Below are 13,936 nucleotides of genomic sequence, written 5' to 3' on the forward strand. Positions count from 1 at the left end.
CATGCAGGCTCAGGACAAGGTCCGGGTCAGCCGAGCATCTGTTCAGCCAGGCGTCCGGATTGCCGGTCCTGCGCGCCCATCGGAATGATGGCGCGGCGGGGAAAGTGCAGGATCCTCCACAACAGCCGCCGGATTTCGCGGATTGCCTTTTCGGATCGCGTCAGCCGCACTTTCGGTCGCGGCAGACGCGGTGTCGCCAACCGTTCCGGCTCGAGGTCGCTCGGCAGCGTGATCGCCTGGTCGGGCAGGAACATTTCCTGGATGCTGATGGCGGGCGACAATTGCCAGCAGGGCGTCTCGTGCCTGGTCATGTCGAAGAGAAAATCGTCCACCGGGCGGTCGATCCTGCTGGCCTGCGTCACCAATTGCGCGGCCAGGCGCCTGGAGATGGCATAGGCGGCAGCGCCGTTGTGGAAGCTGTACAGCGGCAGCAGGCGGTGTGTCTTGATCTTGCCGCCGCGCCGGCCGACCAACACGGGATTCAGCGTCGTTTCGAGCTTGATCAGGTCGACGCCTGCAGGAATCCACGCGTCGTCGCTCAGAAAATCGGCGGCATCCCGGCTGAAATAGACATCGTCTTCGAGCACGACCGCATGTCTGTCGCTGCCTTCGGCAATCCGTCGCCACACAGCGATATGGCTCATGAAGCAGGCAACCTCGCCCGGCGACCAATTGTGATGATTGCGCAGGACCAACCGGTTGATGATGTCGTCATCAAGTGCGGTTTTGTCGATGGCGCTGAAGCGCTCGAAGCCCAGGCCCATCCGGCGGAAGGCCGTGGTCATCCAGGCCAGCCGTCCAGTCTCCCGATCAAGGTTGATGACGAAGCACCGCATCGGATACTTTCCCGCTCGCCTGCTGATCGCAGAACGGTCGGTGCCGGTCAATTCGATGCAGTTTCTTCAGGCGGGAACACCCGGTTCTGGCTTTCGAGCCAGTAATACATCCGGACGTAGTTTTGATAGGCCAAGTACTTCGCATCCTCATCTGTCGTCCCTGTCGCCTTCGAAATCCCATGCGGGCCGATGTAATAATACTCCTCTCCCATCGCGGCCAACGGCACATGGTGCGCGGGCGCTTGCTCAAAAATCGAAAATCCCATGAAGGCGTTCCTGGCGTCCGGCAACGAAAGCAAGTGCAGCAGCGTGGGGGCGAAGTCGACCGACGTGCGATAGTCGGCGTCGAAGGTCACCGGCAGAGCCAATCCGCTGTGATGAATGATCAAAGGGATGCGGTCGACGAAATAGGCTTGGTAGTCGTCCCCCTGCAGGGCCTTTACCACCGCGGGTTCAGGATAGGTCGCATGATCGGCAGTGATGATCAGGATCGTATTGTCGGAAAAGCTCGAGCTCTGAAAGTAATCCAGGAATTTTCCAAGCTGTGCATCGAAATTGTGCATCCTGTTCAGCGCGGGGTTATCACCGCTGCCATAGGTCACGCCGGCGCTGTCGGAATCCAGGAACGCATGGGTGCCGACATTGTAGGTCGCAACGAAGAACGGCTGCTTGTTGCCGCTTAAGGCTTGTTTCTCCAGGAAGCCTTTCAGGCCCGAAAATACCTCCGCGTCGGCTGCGTCAGACGTGCCGGAACTGAGTGCTGCGGGTCTGCCACCCAAAAGTTCAGGGAGCGTCTCTACGACGTAGACGGTGTCAAAGCCGAGCGATCGCAGCATGGCGTTGAAACTGGCGCCCTGCGGGCTGGAGGACAGAAATGCCGTCTTGTAGCCTCGGTCCAGCAGGATGTCTGGTATCGTCCGGTAGTTGATGCTGGTGAGCAGCGCTGTGTTGTTTTCCCCTTCGGCTTCCCAGCCGCCGCTTTCGGCGCCGCCATTCCTCGGATATCCGGAAACCAGCTGTCCCTGGATTCCTCGATAGGTTGCCGCAGTGTGGCTGAAGTAGTTGTAGACAGTCATTGAACGCGCGGCAAAGCGGTCGATGTTGGGCATCAATCCCTGATGCTTGCCGCCATAGGTTCCCAGAAAGCGGGCAGACAACCCTTCGGCAAAGACCACGATAATGTTGGGCCTGTCTGACGCCGATTGTGCGGCGCCAAACGACAAAGGGCTGGAATAGGCCTGATCCCGCAACAGAGGGTAGTGCTCGTTGATCGGCAGGCTGATGCCTTGCCGATCCAGCGTGTCGGCCATGTCAGAGAGGTTGTTGCGGGCCCTGCGCAGATCGCGAAATTTGCGGGCAAGAGATGTGGCCGGAGCCATATCCGGACGGAGATCGAGGGTTCTTTCGGCGAAGGAAGAGCTGTCGAACATGCCGGCAAAGAGCAGGCAGGCAAGTGTCGCGGCGAAAACGAAGCTCTTTCCGGGCCGGTGGAGCGCCGCTTGCTTGCGCGCCTTGAGGGCGAACAACGAAAGGCAGATCCAGCTTCCGAAGCCAAGGGCTGCGATGACGAAGAACAGGGGCTTTGCCGCATACTGGCTGCCGTCAGTGTGGTTTTCCAACGCCAGAACGGAGATGTAGTGCCCCGACAGATAGGCGGAAAATCCCTGCACCAGATAGATCAGCATCACCAGCAGGGGCACGGCGAGAGAGACGAACAACGCCGGCAAGGCCACCCAGCCGCTGCGCTGGGCATGCCAGGCAACAAGTCCCAGCACGCAAAAGAACGCGAGCTCGATCGCCGGCAGCAAGATTGTGGTGACGTCGACGGTGAATGCCGGATTCCGCTCTCGCAGGGCAATCAGCAGGAGGGCGAGATACAAAACGTAGATAACCACGAAATAGAACTCGTAGCTTCGCTTCAAAAGAATATCTGTAAATTTCATCTGCAGGTCGTCTGGAAAATCACATCAAAAAACAGAGTCTCTCAGGTTATTCGAGTCGCGCGTGGCAATGTATTGGCCGGTCTCGATGTTTAGTCCAGGTAGTTGAATTGGTTACCGTCGCACGGCAAATGACACGAGTATCGTAACGGCGAAACGACGAATTCTGGTCCCATCTTGCCGGAGACTGCGTTTGTCTCCTGATCGGGGCAGGTAGCGTAGTGTTCGTCGCCAGTGATCCGGGACGTGTAAGGGAGAGCGGCATTGCCGTTGTTCGGTTATGTATTCGGATATCGAACTGTGATTTGGCGTTCTGACTTGGAGTAAAGATGTAGTGGAAAATATTCTTATGCGTATTACGTGATGTTATTTGAAAATTATGTGACAATATAATCTTGTGGTAATCTGCTGTACCTAAGGTGCCGGCAAGGGTTCGCTGTGTGTCTGGAGGAATGCATGTCTTCTGTACTGAAGATTATTCTCGTCCTTGCGTCACTTATGCTGTTGACGGCCTGCCAGACCGATAGGCGGCGGTGCGAAACCGAAACGGGTGGCGCTGCCACCTATCGAAAGAGCGATAACTGCGGGCGTGCGGCAAAGCCAGCTGAAGGCAGCGATCGGCCGGAGAGGCAGGTCAGGGAAAAGCCTGTGACGCCGACTGAGCCCGAACCAGAGGGGCCGGTTTTTCCATAGCGCCAGCTTGGTTCAGGCTCCCAGTCCGCCAGGCGCGGCGGCGGCTAGGCTCGACGGCACGCTCAACTGGATCGTCCGCCTGATCATCGACCGCCTTCACGTGGTAAGTGTAACCGCGTGCGGTCCCTCTCGCACTTGCAGCCGGCCAGAACACATCATGTTCGATCAACACGCGGGACGGCCGTGCTGGCAATCGCCAGGGAAGCTTGACCTTCGGTCGCCAGATGATCGTATGGCCCTCGGCCAACAGCACGTTTGCAGCCAGCGGCTCGGGTCACACTTCCCAATCTTCGCTCATGACATCTCCTTGCGCGTCGACAGATCTGCGGAAGGAGAACGGGCCATATCAATTCGATGCCAGAATCGTACACGTTCCGGCATCGTTTGGCATGACTGTGCGTATTGCTTGGAGACGGCTGCGGAGGGGCCAAGGTAATGGTGGGCGATATAGGGATTGAACCTATGACCCCACCCGTGTGAAGGGTGTGCTCTCCCGCTGAGCTAATCGCCCGTCCGAGGCCCGAGAGCCGAACGTGACGGCGATATAGGGGAGGGGTGGGAGTGGTGTCAAGGCGGCTTTAGCGACTTGCCGCCTCTATCAGCTTCTGGGCCATGCCAAGCGTCAGTTCGTCGTAGTGCGAGATGACCACCGACGGCTCATATTCGCTGACATGACGGTCGGTGTAGCCGAAATCGACGGCAACCACAGGAATGCCGGCGGCCTTTGCCGTGTCGATGTCGGTGACCGAATCGCCGACCATGACGGCGCGGGACGCGTCGCCGCCGGCCTTGGCGATGGTTTCGGTAAGGTGCCGCGGATCGGGCTTGCGGATGCCGAAGGTTTCCGGGCCGGTGATGGCGGCGAAACGATCGGACAGGCCGAGCGCCTGGATGAGCCCCTTGGCGAGGTTTTCGTACTTGTTCGTGCAGACGGCGAGCAGGTAGCCGGCATCAGTGAAGCGGTCCATCGCGGCGACCGCGCCGGGATAAGGCAGCGAGCGACCCGGAATATTGACCGTGTAGTGATCGAGGAAGATGTCGTGCAAGCGGTCGTGCTCCACGCTGGCCAGCTGCTTTTGCTGGGCGTTGTAGGCGCGCTCGATCATGATGCGGCCGCCCTGGCCGACGAAGCGGCGGAACGCCCGGTCGTCGACTTCGGCGAGGCCGCCGGCGACGAGCGTGTGATTCAGGCTGTCCAAAAGGTCGGGGGCGGTGTCGACGAGCGTCCCGTCGAGGTCGAAAACGATGATCGGCTTGGACATGGCTCCGCCTTTTGTGGAGTTGTGCGTTGCAAGAGGCGATAGCCTTGGACCCGGCAGGACGCAAGCCCGGGCCATAAAGCCTTTGACCCAACGGGCAAAAATGCTAGGAGCCAAGCCTGATATTCGAGGATTTTGCGAACAAGTCATGGATGCCAAGGCTTTGAAGATCGAGGCGGCGCGCGCCGCCTTGGGGTATGTCGAGAGCGGAATGCGCCTTGGCATAGGTACCGGTTCGACGGCCGAGGAGTTCGTCAGGCTGCTGGCCGAGAAGGTAGCTGACGGCATGCAGATCATCGGCGTGCCGACGTCTGAACGCACCGCAACCCTTTGCCGCGAGCTGTCGGTTCCGCTGTCGACGCTCGACGAGACGCCTGAGCTCGACCTCACCATCGACGGTGCCGACGAGATCGATCCGCAGCTGACGCTGGTCAAGGGCGGCGGCGGCGCGCTGCTGCGCGAGAAGATCGTGGCCGCGGCGTCGACGCGCATGGTCGTCATCGCCGACCAGACCAAGCTCGTCGACACGCTGGGGCGCTTCCCGCTGCCGATCGAGGTCAATCCGTTCGGCCTCAAGGCGACGGAGATCGCCATCGCGAAAGCTGCGGAAAAGCTCGGGCTTTCGGGGCCTTTGGTGCTGCGCAAAGTCGGCGGCGAGACCTTCGTAACCGACGGTGGACATTTCATTATCGATGCATCTTTTGGCCGCATTCCAGATACAAGAGCGCTTTCGGATGCCCTGCACGCCATTCCTGGCGTCGTGGAGCACGGTCTCTTTCTGGGGCTGGCCACCGTTGCCGTCATCGCCGGCTCGGACGGGGTCAGAACCGTTCATCCGGCACGCTAAACAGGAGTTCTATTCATCATGATTTCGATAAACCGGCTTCGCCGCTTCTCCGTCATGGTGGCGGCTTCGGCATTCGCGGCCGTCGCATTCTCGGCCCAGGCGCAGGAAATCAGCGAATCCCACCTCAAGGCGGCACATGCTGCGATCGCTTCGATCCACGCGACCGACTCTTTCGATTCGATCCTGCCGCAGGCAGCCGCGGCACTTAAGCAGCAGCTGATCCAGCAGAATCCCGATATGCAGGAAGTCATCACCCAGACCGTCGACGAAAAGACGCTGGCGCTGGCCGCCCGCCGTGCCGATCTCGAAAAGGAATCAGCGCTCGCCTACGCAAAGTCGTTCTCCGAACAGAACCTCAACGACATTGCTGCTTTCTACAATTCGGAAGCCGGCAAGAAGCTGATCGAGAACGGCCCGATCGCCTCGCGCGAATTGGTCAAGGCTGCCGAGATCTGGCAGAACGGCATCGCGCGCGATCTCGCCGAGCAGGTGGGTGAGCAGCTCAAGGCAGTCATCGGCACCAAGGCTCCGGCCGAGGGTGCTGCGCCCGCAGCCCCGGCAGCACCGGCGAACTGATCAGCCGCGACCATCGGTCACGATGCAAAAGCCCGGCATTCGCCGGGCTTTTCTTTTGATGTCTCTGCCACTACCTGTGACCGCATCACAGGCGCATCCCGTGCGGTGCGCAGTTTCAAGGACTTAGAAGAGCGGCGCGCGTCGTTGGCGTACTGCTCTCCCGCAGGAAGGACACCCATGGCCCAGTACGACTACGATCTTTTCGTCATCGGTGGCGGCTCGGGCGGTGTGCGTGCGGCACGTGTTGCGGCCGCTCTCGGCAAGCGCGTCGCACTTGCCGAAGAGTTCCGTTTCGGCGGCACTTGTGTCATCAGGGGCTGCGTGCCCAAGAAGCTCTATGTCTACGCCTCGCAGTTTCCCGAGCATTTCGAAGATGCTGCCGGTTACGGCTGGACGGTCGGCGAGGCCAAGTTCGACTGGAAGGCGCTTGTAGCCAACAAGGAGCGCGAGATTTCGCGGCTCGAGGCGATCTACAAGCGCAATGTCGAAGGTTCCGGCGGCGAGACGATCCATTCGCGTGCCGAACTGGTCGACAGCCACACGATCCGGATCGTCGATGAAAACCGCACCGTCACTGCCGATCAGATCCTGATCGCAACCGGCGGACGGGCTGCGGTGCATCCCGCACTGCCGGGGCATGAGCACTGCATCTATTCGAACGAAGTGTTCGACCTCCCCGAACTGCCCAAGGCGATCATGATCGAGGGCGGCGGCTATATCGCTGTCGAATTTGCCAACATCTTCCATGGCCTCGGTGTCGACACCACGCTGGTTTATCGCGGCAAGGAAATCCTCAGCCGCTTCGACATGGACCTGCGCCGCACCTTGCACGAGACGATGGAGCAGAAGGGCATCAAGATCTTGCTGCATTCGGTTTCGCAGGGCGTCAGCAAGCGCGGCGATGGCCGTCTCGACGTCACACTGAACACCGGCCAGATGCTCACCGTCGACCAGGTTCTGCTCGCGATCGGCCGCACACCCAACACCGAGAACCTCGGCCTCGAGGCCGCCGGCGTTGAGATGGACAAGCAGGGCGCGATCGTCGTCGACCGGTATTCGCGCACCAGCGCCGACAACATCTGGGCCGTCGGCGACGTCACCAATCGCGTCCAGCTGACCCCTGTCGCCATCCATGAGGCAATGTGCTTCGTCGAAACGGCGTTCAAGGACAATCCGACTGAGCCGGACCACGATTGCATCCCGACAGCTGTGTTCTCGCAGCCCGAGATTGGCACCGTCGGTCTCTCCGAGGAAGACGCCGCCAAGCGGTTCAGGCATCTGGAGATCTATCGCACCAGCTTCCGGCCGATGCGCCACACGCTGTCGGGCAGGCAGGAAAAGATGCTGATGAAGCTGGTCGTCGACGGCGACACGCGGCTTGTCCTGGGCGCTCACGTGCTCGGCCCCGACGCCGGAGAGATGGCGCAGCTACTCGGCATTACGCTCAAGGCAGGGCTCACCAAGGACGACTTCGATCGCACCATGGCCGTGCATCCGACGGCTGCTGAAGAGCTGGTGACGATGTACAAGCCGACCTATCTGGTGAAAGACGGCGTCCGCGTCGACAACTGACGTGGTCGCCTCTCGGACCTGCCGCAGGGAAACGTTCGATCTCGGACGTGTTCCGGGGTAGATTAGGGGCTCCTCATCGTGTAAAGAGCCGCGTTCCCGCAATGGCGGGTTATGGCGCGGGTGAGGTGCCCGTTAGCGAACTTTATTAGGTGCGAACATGACGAAATGGTCCCCGAATTCCTGGAGAAGCATGCCGATCCAGCAGGTCCCGGCTTATCCGGACGCTGCGGCGCTCGTGGAAACGGAAGCTCGTCTCGCATCTTTTCCCCCCTTGGTTTTTGCAGGTGAGGCGCGCAAGCTGAAGAAACAGCTTGCTGCCGTTGCCAATGGCGAAGCCTTCCTGCTCCAGGGCGGCGACTGTGCCGAGAGCTTTGCCGAACACGGTGCCGACAACATCCGCGACTTCTTCCGCGTCTTCCTGCAGATGTCGGTCGTGCTGACCTTCGCCGGCGCGCAGCCGGTGGTGAAGGTCGGCCGCATCGCCGGCCAGTTCGCCAAGCCGCGTTCGTCCGACAACGAGACCAAGGGCGACGTGACCCTGCCGAGCTACCGCGGCGACATCATCAATGGCCCGGCTTTCGACGAGAAGTCGCGCATTCCCGATCCCGCGCGCCAGGAAATGGCCTACCGCCAGTCGGCGGCGACGCTGAATCTTCTGCGCGCCTTCGCCCAGGGCGGCTATGCCAGCCTGGAGAACGTGCACAAGTGGATGCTCGGCTTCGTCTCCAACAGTCCGCAGGGCGAGCGCTACGAAGCGCTGGCCAACCGGATCACCGAGACGATGGACTTCATGAAGGCCGTCGGCATCACCTCGGAGACCAACTACGCGCTGCGTGAGACCGACTTCTACACCAGCCATGAAGCCCTGCTGCTCGGCTACGAGCAGGCGCTGACCCGCGTCGACTCGACCTCGGGCGATTGGTACGCCACCTCGGGCCACATGATCTGGATCGGCGACCGTACGCGCCAGGTCGACCACGCGCATGTCGAGTATTGCCGCGGCGTGAAGAACCCGCTCGGCCTCAAATGCGGCCCGTCGATCACGCCTGATAACCTGCTCAAGCTGATCGACCTGCTCAACCCGGAGAACGAGGCAGGCCGCCTGACGCTGATCGCACGCTTCGGCCACGACAAGGTCGATGAGCACCTGCCGAAGCTGATCCGCGCCGTCGAAAAGGAAGGCCGCAAGGTCGTCTGGTCGTGCGATCCGATGCACGGCAACACGATCACCGCTGCCGGCTACAAGACGCGTCCATTCGACCGCATCCTGAGCGAAGTGCAGAGCTTCTTCGACATCCACCGCTCAGAGGGCACGCACCCGGGCGGCATCCATGTCGAGATGACCGGAAACAACGTTACCGAATGCACCGGTGGCGCCCGTGCCATCACGGCCGAGGAACTGCAGGACCGCTACCATACCCATTGCGACCCGCGCCTCAATGCCGACCAGGCGATCGAGCTCGCTTTCCTCGTGTCGGAACTGCTCCGCAAGAGCGCACCGACTCCAGTGAAGAAAGCCGTCAACGCCTGATCGCCAAAACGCGGTTGCAGAATCGAAAAGGCGCCGGTCTGACCGGCGCCTTTTTCATTTGAACGGATGGCGATGCGCCTCAGTCCTTCTTGTACAGCATCCAGTTCTTGCCCTGGCGCTCGGCGATCGTCGAATAGCGTGTAACGCGGTTGCGGCCGATCAGTTTGGAGCGGTAGAGTGCCCGGTCGGCCTTGGCGTAGAGGTCCTCGGCGCTATCGGCATCCGAGGCCATGCACACACCCATCGAAACGGTGACCTGGCCGCAGTTCACGCCCGGCTGAATATCCTTGAATTGCGTCTGCGCAACCAAAAGGCGAACGCGGTCAGCGATCTCGAACGTCGCTTCCTCAGTGGTGCCTTCGACGATCAGTGCGAACTCCTCACCGCCGGTCCGGGCCACGAACATGTCGCGGTGGACGCTGGACTGAAAGATGCTGGCGATGATCCGCAGGATCTTGTCACCCACAGGGTGGCCGTGCCGGTCGTTGATGTCCTTGAAACGGTCGATGTCGGCCAGGATCAGCGCACTGAACAGCACGCCCCTGTTGTCGTTATAGATCTTGGCGATCCGCCGGTCGAAGGCGCGCCGGTTCCAGATGTGGGTGAGGGGATCGGTATCGGCAAGCTTCTTGTACTCTTCGAGCTTCGACTTGACGCTTTCGAGTTCGCTCGACTTGTCGCTCAGCGCGGTTGCCACGTGCTTGCCGTGATCGATCTTCGAGGCGGTGGCAACCGCCATCACGCCGACGATTTTCTGCAGCAGTTCCTGCGACATGGCGGTACGGCTGTTCAAGCCGCTCGACGTCTCATCGAGAACCTTGCCATAACGCTCCAGATGCGTCTGCTCGTTGCGCAGCAGGTTGGCGACGCCTTCCAGCTCTCGCGCCAGGATTTCGCGGGCATGTTCGACGATGCCTTGCCCATGGTTTTGGGCAAAGAACTTCTGGCCGATAAGGTCGAGTTGCTCCTGTGTCGGACGATTGCCGAGTGCGATGACCTCCAGGCTGAGGGCCGCGTTGGTGCCGGTCAGCGCTTCGTAGAAGATCTCGTAATTGCGCGGCAGTCCAATGACGCCCATCTGGCTCATCGTCGCCACGACAGTACTCGCAATATCGTTGCCTCGTTCTGTCGGGGCGGCTGCAGACTGCATGTATGTCCCGTTTCAGTTGGCCAGACGGCCGTCTGCATGGCCAGCCGGAAGGCTGACGTGCAATCGGACGGGGGCGCGAGCGGCGTGAGATAAAATGCTTGCGGCGGCGCAGGTCCCCTCTGCGCCCATCACTTGTAATCAGCTCTAATTTAGGCTGGCTAAGGTTTCCTTAATTTCCAGCCTTGTTGCCGGTATTTTTCTACCAGAGGGTGTAATTCCCACTGTGCCAGACGAGGCCGCAACATTGGCCAGCATCGATCATGTCGCAAACATTCATGTCCTGTGCCCCGGTCAAGATCAATATGGCTGTCGGTCAATTGGAGGAGTATGCAATGGATAATCTGCACAAGGGCTCATGTTTGTGTGGGGCGGTGCGCTTCACGGCCAAAGGCGCGCTGCGCGAGGTCATCTACTGTCTTAGATTGATATCGAATCGTTGAACGACGTGTTCGGTCTTTGCTTACTTGTGTGAACGATGCGCGCGGACGATCTATGGCTGGAGAAAAACAGCCGTGTTGGCCGGAGAGTGGATTTTGGAACTGACACGACGCAAACTGGTTGGCAGCGCGGCACTTCTCGCATTGGGTGCGGGAGTGCGGGTCGGCCACACGGAGCCAAGGATGAGCAACATTCCCTTTGCCGCGACGACCCCGATCAGCGTTTCCCGCGTCGGCCTCAAGGCCCGAGATGCCAATGCGCTGGCCAGTTTCTATCGCGACGTCGTCGGCCTGCAGGAACTCAAGCGCGACGGCGAGACGATCACGCTCGGCGCCGGCAGCCGCGCGCTGCTCGACATCGAGGCCGACCAGGCAGCGAAGCCAGACGATCCGCGTAGTGCCGGCCTGTTCCACACCGCATTCCTTTTGCCAAGCCGGGCCGATCTCGGCCGCTGGATCAAGCATGCCATCGACAGGCGCATTCCGGTCGACGGCGCTTCCGACCATCTGGTCAGCGAGGCGCTCTATCTCACCGACCCGGAAGGCAACGGCATCGAGATTTATTCCGACCGCGCGCATGATGGCTGGAAGTGGAATGGCGCGCAGGTCGAGATGGCGACCAGGCAGCTCGACATCGGCTCGATCGTATCAGAAGTGCCCGACGGCGACGCCGGCTGGCAGGGCGCGCCTGAAAACAGCATTGTCGGCCATGTCCACCTGCGCGTCGGTGATCCCGCTGCGGCGGCCCGCTGGTGGCACAGCCAGTTCGGCTTCGACACGGTCGCGGAATACGGCAACAGCGCTGTCTTCCTGTCCTCGGGCGGCTATCACCACCATATCGGCGCCAATTCCTGGCAGAGCCCGGGTGCCGGCAGGCGCGACGCCTCGCTGACCGGCCTTGCCTGGGTCGAGATGCGCTCGGCCGACGCCAAGGCCGCTTCGACCTACGAAGACCCCTGGGGCACGGTCATCCGCGCTGTGCCTGGCCAGCCGGGCTGACTTTCCTCCTGACAGCAACTGGCCGGAGCCTGTGCTAAGCCAATGGCCGAACCGCCAGACCGGCGGTTCGGCCAATGAACATGCAGGACCGGGACAAATATGCTGAAAGTCATCGCTCAGGATTTCATCAGGCCTGAGTTCGTCGAGATCGTGCGGCCGCTCTATGCCGAACTGGTGGAGACGACGCGGCAGGAGCCACTCTGCCTGTCCTATGACCTGTTCGTCGACCAGAACGATCCGGGGCATTTCGTGTTCATCGAGTTGTGGCCCGATCGCGCGGCGCTCGATATCCACTGCGCGTCCGAGCATTTCACGCGGCTGGTGCCGCTGATCAACAAGCATCAGCGACAGGACGCGACCTTCATCCTGATGGATGCGTTCGCGGGTTGATAACCGGCGAACGCGTTGGCACAACCATCAGGCAGGCGCAATCCAGGCGGCACGCCTGCTAGTGACCCAGCATACGCTCCATCGCATAAGGCTGGTCGTGTACAGCAAGTTTGTCCATGATCGTGGCACTTGCCTCGTTAAGGCCCATGACCTCGACTTCAGTGCCCTCGCGCCTAAACTTGAGCACTGCCCTGTCCACGGCGCCGACGCCTGTCAGATCCCAAATATGGGCCATGCTGACGTCGATGCGAACGCGTTCCAATTGTTCCCTGAAATCGAAAGAGTCGAGGAAATCGTCGGAGGAAGCAAAAAACAGCTGGCCTTCGACCCTGTAGGTTCGTTCCTTGCCGTCGGCGGTCAGGGATGAGGTGACGCGGAAAATCTGGGATACCTTCCACGCAAAGAAGATGCCCGACAATAGCACGCCTACTCCAACTCCCAATGCGAGGTTGTGCGTGCCCACGACCACGACCACGGTAGCCAGCATGACGATGCTGGAACGGCGCGGATGCTTGCGCAGGTCGTGGAGCGATGACCAGCTGAATGTCCCGATCGATACCATGATCATGACCGCCACGAGTGCAGGCATGGGGATGATGCGCACGAAATCGTCCAACACAAGGATCAGGAAAAGTAGCAGCGATCCGGCCACGAAGCAGGAGAGACGGCCCCGGCCGCCGGACTTCACATTGATCACCGACTGGCCGATCATCGCGCAACCCGCCATGCCTCCAAGGAAGCCGGTGACGAAATTTGCGACTCCTTGCCCGACGGCCTCCCTGTTCTTGTCACTGCGCGTGTCGGTCATTTGGTCGACTATAGATGCTGTCAGTAAGCTTTCGAGCAGGCCAACGGCAGCGACGCTTATCGAATAAGGCAAGATGATCCAGAACGTTTCCATGGTGAAGGGCACGTTGGGGATGAGGAACTCTGGCAGGCTGTTGGGCAAAGCACCAAGATCGCCTACCGTCCGAACATCGATGTCGAGCGCAATCGCTGCCGCGGTGAGAACGATGATGCAAACCAGCGGCGAGGGGATCGACTTGGTAAGGCGGGGGAACAGGTAGATGATGGCGAGGCCGCCGGCAATCATAGCGTAGGTCTGCCACGACATGCCTATCAGTTCGGGCAGTTGCGCCATGAAGATCAGGATGGCAAGGGCATTGACGAAGCCCGTCATCACCGAACGCGAAACGAACCGCATCACATAGCCGATCCGGGCGAATCCGCCGACGACCTGAATGATTCCGGCTAGGATGGTCGCGGCCAACAGGTATTGCAGACCGTGCTCGCGCACCAACGTGACCATCAAGACGGCCGTCGCGGCCGTGGCAGCCGAAATCATGCCTGGACGGCCGCCGGCAATAGAAATGACCACTGCGATTGAGAATGAGGCGTACAGGCCGATCTTGGGGTCGACGCCGGCAATGATTGAAAAGCCGATTGCCTCGGGTATCAGCGCAAGGGCGACGACTATGCCAGCCAGAATGTCATTGCGGACGTTGGAAAGCCAATCGCGGCGAAAATTGTCAAGGATGGTCATTGTGTTGCAGAGGACATGGCAATGGTAAGCTCGCCTGCTGGCGAGCAATCAGATTGCATTGACTGGATTGTCCGGCGGATCGGCGGCCGGAAGAGCCACCCGGAATTGCACCGGGTCCGATGACTGGGTGCCTTCTGCACAGTTCCGGTGCAGAAATCAACGT

General features: G+C 60.5%; 11 protein-coding genes, 1 tRNA gene and 1 other annotated feature. Of the genes, 6 read left to right on the plus strand and 6 right to left on the minus strand.

The features are described from left to right. Positions 1 to 26 precede the first annotated feature (26 nt). From H5P29_RS16350 to H5P29_RS16365, 4 genes are all read right to left on the minus strand, one after another. Entirely contained in the window at positions 27 to 836 is an 810-nt protein-coding gene (locus tag H5P29_RS16350; RefSeq protein ID WP_067961282.1) for a glycosyltransferase family 25 protein, read from the minus strand. Between the two features lie 47 nt (positions 837 to 883). Then, positions 884 to 2,779 (minus strand): LTA synthase family protein, encoded by a 1,896-nt coding sequence (locus H5P29_RS16355; protein ID WP_154383970.1) that lies wholly within the window; start codon positions 2,777 to 2,779, stop codon positions 884 to 886. Positions 2,780 to 3,905: 1,126 nt separating this feature from the next. Continuing rightward, positions 3,906 to 3,980 (minus strand) — tRNA-Val (locus H5P29_RS16360). A gap of 67 nt (positions 3,981 to 4,047) precedes the next feature. Beyond that, positions 4,048 to 4,731, minus strand: coding sequence for a phosphoglycolate phosphatase (locus tag H5P29_RS16365; protein WP_154383971.1), 684 nt, complete (start codon positions 4,729 to 4,731; stop codon positions 4,048 to 4,050). Positions 4,732 to 4,876: 145 nt separating this feature from the next. Here H5P29_RS16365 and rpiA point away from each other — a divergent pair, with 145 nt between their 5' ends. The 4 genes from rpiA to H5P29_RS16385 all read left to right on the plus strand — a co-directional run bounded on the left by rpiA (position 4,877) and on the right by H5P29_RS16385 (position 9,254). Further along, a complete protein-coding gene (gene rpiA / locus H5P29_RS16370) occupies positions 4,877 to 5,575 on the plus strand; it encodes a ribose-5-phosphate isomerase RpiA (protein WP_067961292.1) in 699 nt (232 codons plus the stop codon). 18 nt (positions 5,576 to 5,593) lie between these two features. After that, positions 5,594 to 6,151: a DUF2059 domain-containing protein gene (locus tag H5P29_RS16375; protein ID WP_154383972.1), complete on the plus strand. Its 558-nt coding sequence runs from the start codon at positions 5,594 to 5,596 to the stop codon at positions 6,149 to 6,151. A gap of 177 nt (positions 6,152 to 6,328) precedes the next feature. Next, positions 6,329 to 7,723 carry a glutathione-disulfide reductase gene (gene gor, locus H5P29_RS16380; protein ID WP_154383973.1) on the plus strand — a complete coding sequence of 465 codons (1,395 nt, stop codon included), beginning with the start codon at positions 6,329 to 6,331 and terminating at the stop codon, positions 7,721 to 7,723. 157 nt (positions 7,724 to 7,880) lie between these two features. Continuing rightward, positions 7,881 to 9,254 (plus strand): class II 3-deoxy-7-phosphoheptulonate synthase, encoded by a 1,374-nt coding sequence (locus tag H5P29_RS16385; RefSeq protein ID WP_067961301.1) that lies wholly within the window; start codon positions 7,881 to 7,883, stop codon positions 9,252 to 9,254. Positions 9,255 to 9,333: 79 nt separating this feature from the next. On the opposite strand, the gene H5P29_RS16390 is transcribed toward H5P29_RS16385, so the two are convergent. Beyond that, positions 9,334 to 10,404 carry a GGDEF domain-containing protein gene (locus H5P29_RS16390; protein WP_067961304.1) on the minus strand — a complete coding sequence of 357 codons (1,071 nt, stop codon included), beginning with the start codon at positions 10,402 to 10,404 and terminating at the stop codon, positions 9,334 to 9,336. Between the two features lie 533 nt (positions 10,405 to 10,937). Between H5P29_RS16390 and H5P29_RS16395 the strand changes: the two genes are divergently transcribed. Further along, positions 10,938 to 11,840, plus strand: a complete 903-nt coding sequence (locus H5P29_RS16395) for a VOC family protein (protein ID WP_371818567.1) — start codon at positions 10,938 to 10,940, stop codon at positions 11,838 to 11,840. 99 nt (positions 11,841 to 11,939) lie between these two features. After that, a complete protein-coding gene (locus H5P29_RS16400; RefSeq protein ID WP_067961308.1) occupies positions 11,940 to 12,230 on the plus strand; it encodes a putative quinol monooxygenase in 291 nt (96 codons plus the stop codon). 58 nt (positions 12,231 to 12,288) lie between these two features. On the opposite strand, the gene H5P29_RS16405 is transcribed toward H5P29_RS16400, so the two are convergent. Next, positions 12,289 to 13,773, minus strand: coding sequence for a SulP family inorganic anion transporter (locus H5P29_RS16405; protein WP_154383975.1), 1,485 nt, complete (start codon positions 13,771 to 13,773; stop codon positions 12,289 to 12,291). 65 nt (positions 13,774 to 13,838) lie between these two features. Next, positions 13,839 to 13,894: a sequence feature (sul1 is cis-regulatory element that is thought to sense ions involved in sulfur or methionine metabolism; They are found in Alphaproteobacteria), on the minus strand. Between the last annotated feature and the right edge of the window lie 42 nt (positions 13,895 to 13,936).

This window comes from Aminobacter sp. MDW-2, from assembly GCF_014250155.1.
In the GTDB taxonomy this organism is placed as follows: domain Bacteria; phylum Pseudomonadota; class Alphaproteobacteria; order Rhizobiales; family Rhizobiaceae; genus Aminobacter; species Aminobacter ciceronei.